This is a genomic window from Allofrancisella heilbronnii (assembly GCF_000710735.2).
In the GTDB taxonomy this organism is placed as follows: Bacteria; Pseudomonadota; Gammaproteobacteria; order Francisellales; family Francisellaceae; genus Francisella; species Francisella frigidaquae.
Genome location: NZ_CP144673.1, coordinates 1482542 through 1499954, shown reverse-complemented (window position 1 = coordinate 1499954; position 17413 = coordinate 1482542). Strand labels below are relative to the sequence as shown.

The following is a 17413-nucleotide window of genomic DNA, read 5'->3' as shown; positions in this document are numbered from 1 at the left end:
TTAGAAGGGAAACTGCATGAAAGTTAAGTTTTTAATTTGTTTTTTAGGCTTGTTGGTCTTTGGATCATCTTACGCGACTTTAGAGAGTTGCTACCAGGATGGTGCGCAGGAGAAATATGGTCAAGCTTTGGAAAACTGCCAGCCATATGCTAAAAAAGATGCAAAAGCTACAACAATATTAGCTCAAGCATATATTCAGACAGACCAAGATAATAAACTTGCTTTAGAATACGCTTTATGGGTAGTAGACTTTTACAATAAAAATGGTATCCCAAGTAGTGGGGATGGTTTAAAAGTTTATTATAGCCTAATGTATTCAATAGGAGAGATGTATTATTTTGGAGCGGATGGTGTAAAAATTAACCGAGCTAAAGGTTTTGAGTATATCAAAAAATCAGCAGAGTTAGGATATATGGTTGCGCAAAACCAATTAGGGAATCTTTATGCTAGATCTGGAGGAAATCCGTGGCCTAATTTTGCTCAAGCATTTAAATGGTATAAATTAGCTGTGGCTAATGGAAGTTTAATGGCTAGAGATTCTTTCTTGATTAAAAAAGAAAGTAGCTTTGTGAAATTATATCCATACTGCGTAGCTCAGGCTAGAACGTTTATTGGTGATGCCTATATGTCTGGCACAGGAGGTTTACCAAAAGATGGCGCTATAGCATTAGAGTGGTATAAGAAGGCTTATGAACTTAATCATGTATCACCAGTAGAAGTTGGGTTAGCAAAAGTATATTTGGCTAAAGGTGATAAAAAAACAGCTCTAGTATATACTAAACAGGCTATAACTCAGCCTTTTGCACCAGCTTTTGTTTTAGCTGCTGAGCTAACTCAAGATCCTGTGGAAAAGTACGCTTATTTATCTGTGGCAATTGATTTGTTCAAAAAACCTAAGAAGGATTATTGGAAACAGTTTAATGAGTATTGTATGCCAGACTTTTCAAAAAATGGCTTTAAAGATGCCCAAGCTAACTTAGCAGCAATTAAGTTGTCCGAAAGCCAGGTTCAAGCTGCTAAAGAAAAAGTAAAAGCAATAGAAAGTCAGTGGAAGACTATAGTGTCTCCAAAGAATTCTAACTAATTTTTATTTTATTCTTGATTCCTATTTTGGCTTGCCTATGGTTATAATTGGTAAATATGGATTTTATTAATGTTTGTATTCTGTGAAAAAGTTTTTTTCCAATAGTTTAATTATTTCTGGTTTATTGCTTGTATCAAAAGTACTAGGCTTTGTGCGGGATTTGTTATTGGCAACGTTTTTTGGAAGTGGTGGAGCGTTACAGGCATTTTTGGTGGCATTTAGAATACCAGAATTTATGCGTAAAGTTACATCCTCAGGCACTTTTACTCAAATTATTAATCCATATATTGATGGAAAAATCTCAGATGAGCAAAAAGAATTTATAGCAACAATATTGTATTTAATCGCTATAATGCTGATGTTTTTAATCATAGTAGGTTTAGGTTTTAGTAGAGTATGGGTTGATATATACGCTTATGGATTTATTTCTAATAATGAGATGTTACAGCTAGTATGGACGATGTTTATCATAATGCTACCGTACGTTTTATTAAATTGTATCGTTGGATTAGTAGCTGCAATCCTTAATAGTTATAGTAAATATATAATCTCTTCATCTTTTCCAATATTTTTAAACTTAGTAATGATAGGTGGGATAATAATATCTCCAAAGTTTAGTGTACCTATTTATGTTGTGGCTTATAGTGTTTTACTAGCAGGATTATGTCAGTTAATAATAGCGGTATTTTCATTATCTATGCTCTTAGGTAGGATAAATATAACTAAGGCGATACTTTTTGGGAAAAATATAAAAGCAAAGCTTTTTTTCAAAAAGCTACCTATGGCTTTTCTAGGGGCAGCAGTTTTACAAATTAGCTCACTTATAGAAACTTTTTTTGCTTCATTTTTATTATCAGGAAGTTTGGCATGGCTGTATTACGCTGATAGAGTTAACCAGTTTTTATATGGTATATTTGGTACAGCTATAGCTATGGCTATGATTCCATATTTAGTTAAATCTAAGAAAGATAATGCACTATTTTATAAAAATCTAGCTTTAGTAATAAAAGTTATGTTTCTGATGGTAATACCAGCTATTATTGGGCTATCAATATTAGCTAAACCTATAGTTATAACATTATTTTATTATGGTAAGTTTAGTTTAAACGATGTGAATTTCACATATTTAGCAATGCTTGGGTATTTACTTTCATTGTTTTGTTTTGTTTTTATCCGCGTCATAGTTTCTGCTATGTATGTTCAAAACAAAGCAAATATTGTTTTTTGGATTAGTCTATTTATTTTGATTTGTGGGGTTGCGCTTGATACTTACATAATACACCTGTACAGTCATGACAAATATGCTTTTGTGTATTTAGCTGTTGTTAGCTCAATAACAGCTTTAATAAATATGGTTATCCAAATATTGATACTTATTAGATTCAATTTTAAGCTATTTGTTGATGTTTTCTTGCCATTTAAATATTTGCTAAAGATAGCTGTAGCCTGTGTTTGTATGGTAATGACATTAAAGTTATTTAATTTGACTGATGATTATTGGATTAGTTTAACAATGTTTGGTAGACTCAAGAATATATTAATGATTATATTATTTAGCGTTTTGGTGTATGTAAGCGTAATATTTGTTTTACGCTTAAAAAAAATGCTAGTATTAGATAATTAGCCTACCTAAGAGTGTTTGGTTTGGCTGATTTTAACTATTTAGGACTAACATGTACGATCTTAAAAATGTAATGAACCTTAGAGGTATTGAGAGGGAGACTTTACGTATTTATAGTGATGGTAGCTTAGCTTGTTCTGGACACCCGCAATCTTTGGGTCATAAGCTTACTAATAGTAGTATCACGGTGGATTTTTCAGAAAACCTTCTAGAAATAATAACAAAACCACACAAAAATATAGATATAACATTGCATGAGCTTACTACCTTGAGCGCTTTTACTTTGCAAAGTATGTCTAAGGAAGAGTTTATTTTAAATACTAGTATGCCATTATCAGCAACAGAAGCACAAATAAAAGAAGCTGATTTTGGTGACTCAAATTCTGGTAGGATGAAACAAGTGTACCGTAAAGGGTTAACTGCTCGTTATGGTAAGATTATGCAGATTATAGCTGGGATCCATTATAATTTTTCATTTGATAAAAGTTTAATTCTAAAAAAAGCAATTGAGCTTGGGATATCAAATTCAGATGTTTATTTCGGGGTTATAAATAATTATTTTGAATATATGTGGTTATTGCCATATCTATTTGGAGCAAGCCCTATTTGTGCAAAAACTTCTGTCAGGAAAAAACCAGAGTATTTGGTAGATCTGGATGAGGAGTTTTATGTTGGAGAGTTTTCAACTAGTCTTAGGATGAGCGATCTTGGTTACACTAGTCCTGCCCAAAAGGATCTTAATATTTCGTATGACAATGTTAAAGCTTATGTCAAAGATATGCTAAATGCAACGGCTCAAGAATTTAAACAATATAAAGAAATTGGGCTGTACAATGAAAAGGGTGAGAGAATACAACTTAACGAGAGTATTTTGCAGATAGAAAATGAGTATTACAGCCCTATACGACCTAAGCAAATAACAAAAAGATGTGAAAGGCCTGCTTGTGCTTTATCTAATAGAGGAGTGGAGTATATTGAGGTTAGGGTGCTTGATGTTGATCCTTTTGATAAAAATGGGATTAGTAAAAACACATCACTGTTTGTAGAGGCAATGCTAATGACCTGTTTAATGCAAGATTTTAAAGGCTACTCTCAAAGGCAGATCAGTTTAGGTAAACAAAATCTCACTAGTGTTGCTATACAAGGGCGTAAGCCTAATTTAGAGCTAGTTGACCCTGTTGGTGAAAAAGTTCTATTAAAAGAATATGGCTTAGCTTTATTTGGCAAAATTGAGATTGTAGCTAAGCAAATGGGGCAAGAGTATCTAGATGCGGTACTACTTGAGAAACAAAAAATTTTAGATGCTTCCAAAACTCCTTCAGCAAAAGTTGTGAAGTTGGCAAAAGAATTTGGATATAAAAACTTGGTCCTAGAAATCTCTAAGCAAGCTTCAGATGACTTTAGAAAGGTCACTTTAACGCAAAAAGAAAGAGAAACATTGCTTGATCAAGTTAAGCAGTCAATAGAGGCAGAAAAGAGTTTAAGACATAATGATTCAATTCATTTAGATGAGTACATAAGTAGGTATTATGGAACTGTTGCAAACTAAGATTATACTATGCTAATTGCGTTAAAAATATTCTCAAAATGCTCATTTACTATATGTAAACTGTGCTTTTTCAAATATTTTTGCCTAATTTCAACTTTCAATAGTATCGTTATAAGTCTGTAAGGGTGTGGGAGATTGTTGCTGATAAATACAAAAAAACCAGCGAAAGCTGGTTTAAATTGTTTAATAGAATTTGTTTGATAGTATATATTATACTTTTTTAAGAGCACCAAATCTTTTGTTGAATCTGTCAACACGTCCTGCTGTATCAACAACTCTTTGCTTACCTGTATAGAATGGGTGACACTCAGAACAAATATCTATATTCATAGCTTCTTTAGCTATAGTTGATCTAGTTGTGAAGCTGTTACCGCAACTACAAGTTACTTTAACTTCTGTATATTTAGGATGAATTTCTTGTTTCATTATTTATTTTCCTTATTTTTGTAAACTTTGACATCGCCACTTAGACTATCTCATCTAAGCACCATATCCTAATAAAAGTAGAATAGCACAAAGATTTTAGCTTAAACTATTAATAGTATCAAGCTTAATTGGAGGAAATATATTTCTCTCGGCGTACACTTTTAGCTTCAAATCCAACATTTGTAAGTATTTCGTAAGATTGATCAATCATGTTTGGGTTGCCACAAACATAGATGACATCTTTTTCTGGATCTAAGTCAATTTTTTCAAATTGCTGTTGAACGTAACCAGAAACTTCATAGTCTTTTAAACTCTCGGTTTCTCTACTTAGGCAAAGTGTAAAATTTATGTTATTGTGCTTTTTTGCGAATTCTATAAAATCATCTTGGTATAGAGCATCTTTGCGATATTGCACACCTAATAATATGTGTATTTCAGTAGTTTCAGCTCGCTCTAGTAACTCTGGGAACATTGATCTATAAGGAACAATACCAGTACCAGTACCTACAAGTATTAGTTTTCTAACCTTTTCATCCTTTAAGACAAGCCTTCCCGCAGGTCCCATAGCAGCAGCAGTATCACCAATTTTCATATTGAAAAAAAACTCTGAAGCTGTACCACCTTTGACATGAGTTATCCCTATTTCTAGAAGCATATTGTCAGAAGGTAGTGATCCTAAACTATAACTTCTACGCTTTAGGTTACCCTTGTCATCTTTTAAAAGAAAAGTGATAAATTGCCCAGCTATAAAATTAAGTGGTTTTCCATCTGTTCGTTTAAAAACAAAATGTCTTACATTATTAGTAATATCTTTGAATGATACTAATTCTAGATCAAATTTTTCTAATGCCATGATATTTAGCTTATTGTGTATATTTGCAACAGCTATAATTGTATAATAAATTTATCTCGATGATAAGTTTGTATTTTAAATATGTTTAGGTATTTTTATGTATTTTTGATTACACTAATATTGGTAAATACAGCTGTAGCTAAGATGGCTCAAGAAGCTGTTGATAAAGTGTATACAAAACCAATAGTTCTTGAAGATAAACAAAAAATAATAAATATTAGTTTGCCAGTAGATTCAACAGATGGATATAGATGGTTTTTGGTATCCCCTGATTATGATTATATAAGAGCTGTTAGTTTTGTCCATAAAAGTGTGGATATGAAAAACTCAGAATATGGGTCTACAGATAACTTTAAATTTAGGTTACAAGATAGCTTTAAAAAGGTTCCACAAAAGATAGTTCTACATTTTGAATGTTTTAAGCTATTTGGTGAGGATAATCAAATAATTAGTAAAGATATTGTGATATTATCAGCTTTAGACTAAAAAGGAGATAAAAAGATGTTTATGGTTTGGTTAGTATTTTTATTAGTACTTGTTGTTGTATTGCTAGGTTTTTCGATAAGTCTTGTAGCAACACAATCTGTAAATATTATAGAGAGATTTGGGAAATTTGTAAGGATTCAAAAGGCAGGCCTTAATTTTAGAATTCCATTTATAGAAATGGTAGCTGGTAGGGTTAGCTTAAGAGTGCAACAGTTAGATATAATAGCTGAGACTAAGACAAGGGATAATGTATTTGTACATATGAAAGTTTCGGTACAATTTTTAGTGGAAGAATCTCGAGCTGTAGACGCATTTTATAAGCTTACAAATGCTAGAGCGCAAATGGAGTCGTATGTCTTTGACGTGATTAGGTCATCTTTACCACGTATGAGTTTAGATGAGTCTTTTGAGAATAAAGATGCTATAGCTTTAGATATCAAAAAAGAGCTTTCTGAAGAAATGAGTACTTATGGTTATACAATAATTAAATCTTTAGTTGTTGATATAAATCCAGAAGAAAACGTAAAACGCTCTATGAATGAGATTAATGCCGCCCAAAGGCAACTTGAAGCTACAAAAGCAAAAGCAGAAGCCGAAAAGCTTATAAAAATAAAAGAAGCTGAAGGTCAAAAAGAATCGATGAAGCTACTTGGTGAAGGTATTGCTGAGCAACGTAAAGCAATAGCTAGAGGCTTAAGAGTTTCTATAGAAGATGTTAAGGAAGGTACTGACGGTAGTATATCTTCTGAGTATATATCTTCACTTGTGATGATGTACCAATATTTAGATACTTTAGAAAATATGACAAAATCAGGTAAATCGAATGTGATATTTACTCCTAATTCTCCAAGAGGCTTTAATAATTTAATTTCTGAAATGATAAGTGCTTTATCTGCTGCTAAGGATATGTAGTGAAATTATACTTTAGCAAGGCCCTAAAAGAATGTCGGTTCTTTCCACCTTATTACCATTAGACACATTGCTTTGGCTTATTTGTACACCTTTTAAGATTATAATCATTTTGTAGCTTGTTTAATTTAACCAGTAGCTATCAAAAAAGAATATAGATATACTATTTTTTTCCTATATTATTTAACGTTAATATAAGTTATAAGTTTTGATAAGCTTATTAGGCTTGTACTACAGCTATAGTAATACCAGCCCTAAGGTACTAGGGTATAGCAAGTTAGTGACAGGCCATTATATTGAGAACACTGGTTAGAGTAAAAAAGCATATAGTTTATGAACTTGTAGGTTAAGAGGAGCCACATGATTAAAAAGATAATAAATAGGTTTAAAACAAGAAGGTTTGTCACTGAGTTTGAAATTTACAGATATGAAAATAAACTAAGGTTTGTAAAAGTTAGGTGATATTAAGAGAGTTATACTTAGCTGAAGAGAAAAGATTTTCCTAGATTTACCCTGAGCATAAACAAACTATAGAAACTAAAACTAATATGGAGCTTAATAGCAATATAATTTATACGGTTTCTATAAAGCGTCTAAATTATATTTGTGTTAAAAACTAACTTTGAGAGTGAAACTATATAGGCTAGTTAAAAAGATATTGCTAGTATTTTTGAAATTGAAAGAAGTCTAGTTACTAAGCATATAGGAAATATATATTTAGATAATGATGTGGACAAAAACTCAACATGTGCAAAAATTGCACAAATTCAAAATGAGGATTCTAGAACTGTAAAAGGAATATCGAGATATATAACCTGGATATAGTATTAGCAGTTGGTTATAGAACAAATTCATCTAAAGCTATCCTTTTTAGAAAATGGGGACTTAATTTGTCTACAGGTTTATTTGATTATTACACTTAAAAGCATTGAGTTTAAATGGATAAATAAGTGGTAGCTATGACTGGACTTGAACCAGTGACCCCAGCATTATGAATGCTGTGCTCTAACCAACTGAGCTACATAGCCACAAAGATGTAGAATATTATAGTGAAATTATGGTTTTTGTCAATGATAATTGCTTTTCATGACAAAAAAAATCTCCACAAAGCTTTATTGCTTGCTAAAAGATATGATTTTGTAGTAGGATATAGCATAAGTATATAAAAGAGTAGAACTCTACAAATTAGAAAATAAATAAGATGTCTGAAGGTAGAAATAAACTAAACGATTTTTCATTGTTACAGTCTTTGATTGGTGCATCCTCTAAGATAGAGGAAAAAACATCTAGAATGAAACAAGCTAGAGACAAAAATATCTCTAAAAATAAAACTATCCCCCCTACGAAGGCTCCTGCTAAAAAAGTAGAAGATAGAGATACTTCTTTTATACGTATTCCACAATATGGTCATAGAATAAATAATAAAATAGTTGATGAGCTGCAAAACCCTATAGTTGAAGATAGTGAAGAGCTAGTTATTACTGTAGATATTGAAAAAGAAAGACAAAAAGAAGAAGCTAAATTATTTAAATGGTTGTGTGTTCGTTTCCCTAAATGTTTTGACCCAATAAGCAAAAAACCACTCAAAATAGGTATAAGTGAAGAGATAGAAATAATATATCAAAACGAGCATTTCACACCTGTAGATAAACTAGTTTTACGTAATGTTTTGCGTCGTTATGTGGGTGATACTCGTTATCATAGAGCTGTTTTTGAGCTTAAGCAGAGATTTAATTTACAGGGTCAACCAGTTGAAGATTATGCTCTAGAACATGTTGAGTATTCTAAGAGAAGACTAGATGAAATAGCAGAAAAAGCTGAGTTTAGAGCTAAAGGTCTAACTATGAAAGACTACTATGAGTACAAAAAGCAACAAAATTCTGAAGAAGTTGAGACAGAAGAATAAATAAACCTAAAATATTATAAATCCTTGCGTATCTAGTAATAAAAGTTTAAGATTTGCTTTATGAAATAGAAATTTGGAAGGTTTCTATGAGAATAAGAAAACGTTTTCTAAAACTAAAGAGAAATGCAACAATAGTTTTAAGTTTAGTTATTGTATCTGTTGGTTGTATTACAGAAACTCAATCACAAGTTAAAGCTCAACGATTAGCGTTGTTAGACCAAGGGTTTAGTAAATCAAAAGTTACTGCATATAAAGATTACAGCTTTGATTCGGCTAGTTTGCCTAGCGGAATAAAAAATATTGATCAAACGGATCCAACAGAGTTTAATATCAAAGTATATATAACTAATAATAAAGGTTGTAAATTTATTTATATAAAATCTAAAGATGGTATAAAAGATAAGCAGACTGAGTCTGGTTCCTTCAAAGCTTACTTGTCTGATAAAAATGTTTTGTTAAGAGCATCATGTAAAGGAAAAGAGTCAAATATTGATTATAAAATAATCATTAAAGTTAACGACATAGAGTATAACCGTGTAGGTAATTTGTCTTATAGGGCAGAGGCATCTGAATTTTAGAGGTTTACTTCTTCCAGAACTCTGGCATAAATAAAACTAAGATAGTAAAGATCTCCAAACGTCCAGCAATCATAGTGAAGTTGCATATCCAAAGAGCTTGGCTTGGTAAATTTTTGAAGTTAGACCCTATTTCTCCTAATCCAGGACCTACATTAGATAAAGTGGTAGCAGTTGTAGAAAAAGCTGTAGTAACATCTAACCCACATCCTAATAAAGCTAGCCATGCAACAGCAAAAACTATAATATAAACTGAAATGTAGCCAGATACTCTATTTAGAGCTTGTTCTGAGATGTGTATATCACCAAGCTTAACTGTAAAAACACCTTGTGGGTGAATAACTCTCTTTGCTTCAAGCATAGCTTTTTCTTTAAAGAGTATAGCTCGAATCATTTTTAATCCGCCAGCAGTTGAACCACCGCAGCCGCCAATTATAGCCATAAACATAAGCATGACTGGTAGAAAACTGGGCCATAAATAGAAGTTACTGTCAGACACAAATCCTGCACTAGAACTTATAGTTATTACTTGGAATATACTATCAGTTATAATTCTAGGGATCTTTGTTAAATCATCTGTATAAGCTATCATGGTGATAGCTATAATAAATGAACAAAAAAACAAAAAGTAGCAGTATGCTTTAAACTCTATATTTTTGAAATAATGCTTAAGGCTTAGTTTTGATAAAGCTATATAGTGGGCTTTAAAACTTGTAGCACCTAGAAATAAAAATATACCACAAACAATCAGAACCCCGGTAGATTTGTCAGTCATACTGGCATCACTGGGAGCAAAACCGCCAGTTGATACTGTGGAGAACGTATAGCATATCGCGTTAAAAGGATCCATTCCAACAATTATATAAGAGATAAAACATAAAAATGTAAATAGTAAATAAACCATCCAAAGTGCCTTAGCTGTACTAGATATTTTTGGTGTTAGTTTTTCGTCTTTCCATTGTCCTGCTATTTCGGCTTTGTAAAGCTGCATACCACCAACTCCAAGTAAAGGCAGGATAGCTACAGATAAAACGATAATACCCATACCACCAAAAAACTCTGTTTGTTGACGGTAAAATAAAATGCTATGAGGTAAATTATCCAAACCACTTATGACCGTACCGCCAGTTGTAGTAAACCCAGATGTTGACTCAAATACAGCGTGGCTAAAGGATAAGCCCAAACCAGGAAAAGTCATATATGGAATTGCTCCAAACATAGTAACAATAATCCATACTAGCGCAACGATAATAAAACCATCTCGGTTAGAAAGTTTTTTGCTAGAATTTCTACCTATAAGCCACAGTATAAACCCAGCTGAAAAAGTGATTGTAAAACTTATTAAAAAAGGAAATGAGTTATGCTCAGAATATATATAATCTACTATAATGGGGCTAAGCATGGTAACGCTTAGAAACATTAAGAATATTCCAATAATTCTAGGTTTTTGACTTAAACGCATGCGCTTAATACTTAAAAGCTTATGTTTATAAGTGACTTTGGTGTCTAGTTTAGTATAATTATCAGCAAGCCACAAGAAAAATGTAATAGTATAAAGAGAGGTTCTATAATATGATGAAACTTATATTGCGATTAGCGCATTTGTTTGATAATAAGAAAAATAGAGCTTATGTTAGTGAGATTGATAACTTTTTGCAGGAGTTTGATAAAAAAAATCCTCAGAAGTCAGAATCTCAAAAAAAAGAAATCTTAAAACATAGAAATATTTTTAAAAGAGAGTCTAAAAAGAAACTAAGCTTTTTAGATGGTTAGATTTAAATGTATCAAGTTAGCTATATTAATAACTCACCTTACGCAAAAGATTGTAAATTTTAAAAAGATATTTAGAATACTGGACATAGGAAAAAATTCTGTTTTTTAAGAGATGGACAAGGATTTACTAGACATATACACAGATTATCTTATAAGCCAAACTAAGTATGCTACGGCTACAAAATTATCAGATATATTAGATCAAGAAGTATCACATGACAAAATAACAAGGTTTTTAAGTAAGTCAGATTTAACAAGCTTAGAATTTTGGAAATATATAAAGCCTTTAGTTAGAAAACATAATAGCGAATACGATGTTCTTTGTTTGGATGATACAATTAGTGAAAAGCCAAGTACAGATGAGAATGATATAGTCTGTTGGCATCACTCTCATGCTAAAGGTGTTCATGTAAAGGGTATTAATATAGTCTCATGTATGCTTAGTACATCAAATTTATCTATTCCAATAGACTATGAGATAGTGAAAAAGGATGAGCGATATTATGATGAAAAAGATAAACGGTATAAAAGAAGATCTAAAGTTACTAAAAACCAAATGTTTCAAAACATGATAAATCGAGCAGTTATTAATCATGTTAAGTTTAAATATATTTTGGCAGATAGCTGGTTTTGCTCTAAAGATAATATGAATTACATACATCACACATTATCGAAGAAATTCATACTTGGTATGAAGTCAAATAGAGTTGTTGCCTTGAGTGATTATGCTAGAAAGAGTAAGGATTTTATTAAGCTCTCTGAACTTGATATTGCTGATGGAGAATCTTTAAAGATATGGCTTAAAGATATGAATTTTCCTGTACTTTTAACAAAAAAGATTTTCATAAACGAGAACGGTACAAAAGGAATTTTATATCTTGTAACAAATGATTTAGAAATAGATTCTAATCAGTTATATCATGACTATCAAAAAAGATGGCAAATAGAGGTTTATCATAAATCAATTAAGCAAAATACTTCTTTATCAGCCTCGCCAACTAAAGTTGAGAAAACTCAAAGAAATCATATTTTTTGCTCATTAGTGGCTTTTTGTAAACTAGAAATGCTCAAGATAAAAACTTCACTAAACCACTTCGCTCTGAAATATAAGCTCTTGGTTAGATCTAATGCTATTGCTCTTAAGCAACTATATGAAATTAGAAATTCATGACTAACTTGCGTAAGGTGAGTTAATAAAGTAGTTTATTGGTAACAGAAAAAAATATGCTTTTAAAATTAGTTACCAACTTAAACACTTACTAATAAGGGTACGCATATTTTTCATTAGATTCATACATTTGATTACTCTCAAAAAAATTAAGAAAGTCACTACTATTTGCAAAAGGTTCGCCAGCAAAACTACAAAAGTACTGCCTTAAAAAATTACTATCGTAGTTTTTTTTCATAGCACTATATACTTGAAGCATATTCATATTAAGGTTGTTATGCATGTAGATATAGTCGATGAAGTGAAGTACTAAAAAGCCACAGTCATTATTTTGTTGAAAATTGTCTGTAAGGGTGGTTAAAGAATAATTTCTTAATTCAGGAATATCTTTGATAACATCTTTTGCCCAATTGACCCGCTGATCGCCATAGGAGTCGAAAAAATAAAGCGTACGATGTTTGATATCAATGATTAAAAGTATAAAATGCCAGTTGTTAAAACTTATTGGTAATAGGATCAAGTTATTGCTGAATGCTCCTAAACTTCTGGTAAGTTTTAAGATATCGGGCACTATAGGACCTTCAAGCTCATTTTTTGTTACACAACGGCAGGGTTTAATATAAAATTTTTCTGCAGGATTTAAGTTAATCTGTCCTGATAAATGCCTTTTACCTATACAGACATCAATAAAACCACTAGAAACTAAGGAAGCACGTTCTATATCATGACTATTGACGTCGCTTACTATTTCTAGTGCAACACTGCTTCGCATTTCATCGTCTAGTAGATATAATGGAGCTAAATTTTTACTAATCTCCTTAACTTGAGGATGATTTATATCAATTTCTTTTATAACAGGACCTCTTTGATTACCCCTATGAGGGCTGTGTCCTAAATTGCTAGAGTCATACTTGTAGTGGAAACTACGGCTTCTTTTATTTAAAAAGTCAAATTTAATAGCAGGTTTGCTCTTGGAAATTTGTTTTTGTTTTGAAATATAATTTGATAAGTCTCGAGTTAAAAATTCGTAAACGTTACGTACATCATCTCGCCGTTTATTATTTTTTTTAAGGCGGGTGTCTGCAACTTCTATAATTTTATCGATTTTTCTTTGTAGGTCTGGTTCATTTTCATCATTTAATATTTTTTGGATTTCTTTAATTCCCTTCGCTAAATGACTTGTGGTATAAAGATAATCAATTACCTCTCCTATAAGAGTTAGGTGCCACCATTTAAAGTTAAGAACTCCTTTATAATTTTTCCTATTTTCAATTATGTCCTGGCAGATTATAGTGATGAGTTGCTCATATTCATAATTAAGTAAACCACAGGGTAGTACAATAGAGTTAACATCGTAATCGGGAAGTATAATATTATTTGAGAGATACTCATGATACCTGTCAATAGAACTTTTAAAACTACTGAGGTCATAAGATGTTGTAGACGGATCAAAAAGTATACGATTTAATATATGTTTTTCTTCAGTGTCAGGACTATTTAGGTAGTTTGTTAAAGCTTCTTCATTTCTTAACTCATAGATAGTTAAAAGATCTGAGTATGATATAATTATAAAATTCTTATTTTCTTTCATAAAAGAATATATTTTATTAAGCTCATCAGTAGTTCTAGTAAACTTGTCGATTAAGCTAAATTCCTTATATGAGCTACTATAGAATTTGATTTTATCAAAAGATCCAATTTTTAACCGAGACCGGCTACTTGAAATAAATGTCTCGAGTTTAGAAAGATCTAAGCTATTATTATGCTCAAAACCTTTAGATTTTTGAGTTTTTAATGTAAAATTTACATAGATATCAAGTTCTAGCATGCTTATTTTAAATTCTTTGATAATCTTATCTAGTTTTGTGGTTTTGAAATCTGTATTGATAGCTAGTTGAAAGTCTATAATAAGTTTATCTAAGAATTTTTCATATCTATCAGGGTCTTTCTTATCAAAACTTTCCCCAAAAATATTTATAATTGCATCCATATAGTACTCACTCATTTCAGCTAAAATTCTAAGAAATACGTAAAATCTATTATCTATATTATGAGGAATGACTTCTTGTTTAATTTCTTTATCGTAAAATGCACCTAACATTTTTTGGTCATTTTCGTAGTTAAATTTGTGTAAAGAAGTCTCTATATTTGCTACTTCCAAAGCGGTTTTAGACTCTTCTTTGTTAAAGCGTTCTGGTATATTATAAGGGTTTAAGTTTTGATGCCGAGTCAAAGAAGATTCTTCATTGCGGACAAATGTTTTTGATAGATAATAAGCCATATTGTCCGTGAACATATCGTTGGGTTTAAATGGTTTTAAGCTTGTAACAGTGTATTGAGAGAAATAGCATTGGTCGATATGGGTTAGCTTATAATACAGTTCACTAAAAACAGTAACAGCTTGTTTTAAATTAGCTTTACACTTAGATTCTCCTATAGTAGCTTTAGTGATATCTTTATCTTCTAAAAGTTTTCTAATGTTCATTATAAAATCTTCTAATACATTTAATTCTAACCTATCCAATTTTGAACCTGATTCAAGAAAATACCTTTTATAGAAGTCACATTTTTCTAAGATGTAGTTAGTAGCTCGGATTTTTTTGTTTTCTACAGCCTTAGGTGATTTTTTCTTCGCTGATTTTCTTGTATATTTAGATAAATCAAACATTAAGTTTTCTAAAGCTATACAGTTTTCTTTTAAGTCTATAAAAGAGCTAACTGGATCACTTTTTAATTTAACTTGACGAAAGGCTGCAAATATTTCATTAGTATAAAAGCCTTTAAACTTTACTTTCGGTAAATCAGTATCTATTAAAAAACTATCAAAATATTTTTTCATGAATATAATTGCTGCAAGTGCTATAACTGCTGTTTGATCTCCTAACTCCTGTAATTGTTGAAGCTCTTCTTTTATTTCGTTATATTCATTATGAGATAATGTTAGTTTAAATAGAGTTTTATTATCTTTTTTATAAGCTAAAACATGGTTATCTTGATTGATTTCAATAAGGGAGACCCCATCTTTTCTTTCAGTTAGAGAGCGGATAAAAAGTATACATTTAGAACTAATTTTGACATTTTTTTTAGTAGTAAAATATTTCTCCAGTTCTAAAGCGTCAAATTTTTTAGATGTAAAAATTAAACTCTCTATGACAGCGAGCCTTTTGAATCCTATATGGTGGTTTGGATTTTCAGGTTTTATAGAGAAGATGGAGAGAAATTTTAAAACCATACTCTGGGTTGATGGATCTAGCTCATCATAAATAGAGCTGAAAAGGTAATTTAGGTAGATGAAATCTCTGTATAAAATCTCAAAATCATCACCCTTAACACTTTCTATCCCGATGTAATAACTAGAGAGATTATTGCCAAAATTTTCGAAAAAATTTATAAAAGCTCTTAATTTGTACCATTCACAATATATAGTAATTAAAGGGTAAAGAGGATGTTTGTTTGTTCGTTTAGCAATTTCTTGGTACTGTTGTCTCATGTGTGTATTAGGTAGAATGCAACAAAACTCTTCTATACAGTTTTGAGTAATGGGAACAATTGAGCTATTAGCGTCTTTAAAAAAATTTGCTATAACATCTTGGGTCTCGATGTCAAGATTTTGGTCACTACAGATACTATCCATAAGCATAAGAGGGTTTTTTTGTATATCTACTATTAACTTTGATTTCTCTGTAACTATTGTGCGAATATTTGTGTCGTCAAATGGTGTGTTAGTAAATATGTCATTATATATTTTAGAAGTTTCATCATATTCACTTAAAATAGCAGACATTAATTTATAATAAATAAGATACAGGAAATTATCAGTTTTGTTATCAAGCGACTCTATGAATTTATCAAGGGCTTCTTTCCATTTAATAAACCGTGGTAATTTATCAGCATTTACCTCATGTCTTTTAGGTATCTTTGGAGTCTTTGCTACTGTGGGAGCTAACTTTGATAAGCGTTCACTTAATTCTTGTAGCATAGCTACAGTTAAGCTTAGTGTCATTAATATAATAGATTGTTTAAGAGATACGTTAACTTTATTCTTTTTTTGTTCCTTCAGTCGCAAAGCTTTATTCTTGATTTTTTCTATCTCTTTAAAGTAACTATTTGTTTTATTTTGTATGCTTTCAGCGTTCGCTAGTACTGAGTTGAGCTTCGAGGAAATATTGCCATTTTCAAGTTTTTTGGGTAGTTTTTTATAAATGTCTTTATCAATTATGTAATAAATTTCAGGAGCTTTATTTGACTCTTTAATTTTATCGTAGACAAATTTATAGCTGAGATTATCTTTAAAGTAGCAAAGGATGTAATAAAGCATTTGGTAGTGAAAATTTGATTCAAGTGTTATTTGGGGCAGGCCTTTGGGGATTTTTTTGCTGAAATTTGAGTAATCTCGTTCAATTTTGTCTAAAAAAGTACCTTGGTTTCCTGCCACTGTGGTAGTAACCTCTGTAGGCATAAGCAAATCGAATATATAAAAAGGAGCATTCTCTGAAGTATTAAGGCATTCAAATGCGAAGGTATAACCATAGTCTTCATCTTTAGCTATTTCATGTAGTGATGTGGCTAAATTGGCAAGTACATCGCTTCCGTAGAATGATAGTATTAAATTACGTGCTAAGTGGAAGATATTTATATTTTTAATAGAGTTTTCCATTGAAGTAAGAGAGCTATTTTTTTGTTTTGCTAAACAATATTTACGATAAATTTCCTCAACGATTATTTCATGATGCGCTTGTATTATTGCAAGTGCTCGATTTTTTTTATTAGGATCCTCAAGAGCGCGGATAATTTGTGCTAGAGTAACAGTAGATGAGCCTTGTCCTATTATTATGTCGTCTTTTTCTTTTAGTGCTTCGGTGAATTCTTTTAGATTTTCTTTAGTTTTGTTATATATGTCTTCTTCACCACGGAACTTTGTAAGGGAAATAACAGCTAGTAGATCATCTTGTATATAAAGAATCTCAATAGCTTTTTGTATATATTCAAACTCTTCCATCCTACTACTACCTTAACCTTTGTTGGGGTTTTAACTTGGTAACTAAACTAAACCATAAGATATT

The 17413-nt window shown here is 31.1% G+C and carries 14 protein-coding genes and 1 tRNA gene; 10 read left to right on the top strand and 5 right to left on the bottom strand.

Going from position 1 to position 17413, the window contains the following annotated elements; genetic code table 11:
- The first annotated feature begins 16 nt into the window (after positions 1–16).
- The 3 genes from FRA_RS06980 to gshA all read left to right on the top strand — a co-directional run bounded on the left by FRA_RS06980 (position 17) and on the right by gshA (position 4254).
- Positions 17–1084: a tetratricopeptide repeat protein gene (locus FRA_RS06980; RefSeq protein ID WP_035720238.1), complete on the top strand. Its 1068-nt coding sequence runs from the start codon at positions 17–19 to the stop codon at positions 1082–1084.
- 82 nt (positions 1085–1166) lie between these two features.
- Positions 1167–2708, top strand: a complete 1542-nt coding sequence (gene murJ, locus FRA_RS06975; protein WP_035720237.1) for a murein biosynthesis integral membrane protein MurJ — start codon at positions 1167–1169, stop codon at positions 2706–2708.
- Positions 2709–2757: 49 nt separating this feature from the next.
- Positions 2758–4254: a glutamate--cysteine ligase gene (gene gshA, locus FRA_RS06970; protein WP_035720236.1), complete on the top strand. Its 1497-nt coding sequence runs from the start codon at positions 2758–2760 to the stop codon at positions 4252–4254.
- 210 nt (positions 4255–4464) lie between these two features.
- Here gshA and rpmE read toward each other — a convergent pair whose 3' ends face one another.
- A complete protein-coding gene (gene rpmE, locus FRA_RS06965; RefSeq protein WP_035720233.1) occupies positions 4465–4680 on the bottom strand; it encodes a 50S ribosomal protein L31 in 216 nt (71 codons plus the stop codon).
- A gap of 124 nt (positions 4681–4804) precedes the next feature.
- Positions 4805–5533 carry a ferredoxin--NADP reductase gene (locus FRA_RS06960; RefSeq protein ID WP_035720232.1) on the bottom strand — a complete coding sequence of 243 codons (729 nt, stop codon included), beginning with the start codon at positions 5531–5533 and terminating at the stop codon, positions 4805–4807.
- Positions 5534–5614: 81 nt separating this feature from the next.
- On the opposite strand from FRA_RS06960, the gene FRA_RS06955 reads away from it, so the two are divergent.
- The 3 genes from FRA_RS06955 (at position 5615) to rhuM (ending at position 7851) form a co-directional block, all read left to right on the top strand.
- Entirely contained in the window at positions 5615–6019 is a 405-nt protein-coding gene (locus FRA_RS06955) for a hypothetical protein (protein WP_035720231.1), read from the top strand.
- Positions 6020–6034: 15 nt separating this feature from the next.
- Positions 6035–6931, top strand: a complete 897-nt coding sequence (locus FRA_RS06950; protein WP_321174118.1) for an SPFH domain-containing protein — start codon at positions 6035–6037, stop codon at positions 6929–6931.
- 797 nt (positions 6932–7728) lie between these two features.
- Entirely contained in the window at positions 7729–7851 is a 123-nt protein-coding gene (gene rhuM / locus FRA_RS06945; protein WP_081835932.1) for a RhuM family protein, read from the top strand.
- 28 nt (positions 7852–7879) lie between these two features.
- On the opposite strand, the gene FRA_RS06940 is transcribed toward rhuM, so the two are convergent.
- Positions 7880–7956, bottom strand: a tRNA-Met gene (locus tag FRA_RS06940).
- Positions 7957–8129: 173 nt separating this feature from the next.
- Here FRA_RS06940 and FRA_RS06935 point away from each other — a divergent pair.
- Positions 8130–8834, top strand: a complete 705-nt coding sequence (locus FRA_RS06935) for a ProQ/FINO family protein (RefSeq protein WP_035720230.1) — start codon at positions 8130–8132, stop codon at positions 8832–8834.
- Positions 8835–8920: 86 nt separating this feature from the next.
- Positions 8921–9412, top strand: a complete 492-nt coding sequence (locus FRA_RS06930) for an FTL_1709 family lipoprotein (protein WP_051686775.1) — start codon at positions 8921–8923, stop codon at positions 9410–9412.
- Between the two features lie 4 nt (positions 9413–9416).
- On the opposite strand, the gene FRA_RS06925 is transcribed toward FRA_RS06930, so the two are convergent.
- On the bottom strand, positions 9417–10871 hold the full coding sequence (locus FRA_RS06925) for a potassium transporter TrkG (protein WP_035720227.1): 1455 nt from the start codon (positions 10869–10871) through the stop codon (positions 9417–9419).
- Between the two features lie 110 nt (positions 10872–10981).
- On the opposite strand from FRA_RS06925, the gene FRA_RS06920 reads away from it, so the two are divergent.
- Together FRA_RS06920 and FRA_RS06915 are read left to right on the top strand one after the other, a co-directional pair.
- The gene (locus tag FRA_RS06920; protein WP_035720226.1) at positions 10982–11182 is read left to right on the top strand and encodes a CBU_0585 family protein; all 201 of its coding nucleotides are present in this window, start codon (positions 10982–10984) and stop codon (positions 11180–11182) included.
- 112 nt (positions 11183–11294) lie between these two features.
- Complete coding sequence (locus FRA_RS06915; protein ID WP_464110826.1) at positions 11295–12353, top strand: IS701 family transposase; 1059 nt, start codon at positions 11295–11297, stop codon at positions 12351–12353.
- Between the two features lie 88 nt (positions 12354–12441).
- On the opposite strand, the gene FRA_RS06910 is transcribed toward FRA_RS06915, so the two are convergent.
- Complete coding sequence (locus FRA_RS06910) at positions 12442–17349, bottom strand: Ulp1 family isopeptidase (protein WP_035720222.1); 4908 nt, start codon at positions 17347–17349, stop codon at positions 12442–12444.
- Positions 17350–17413: the final 64 nt, after the last annotated feature.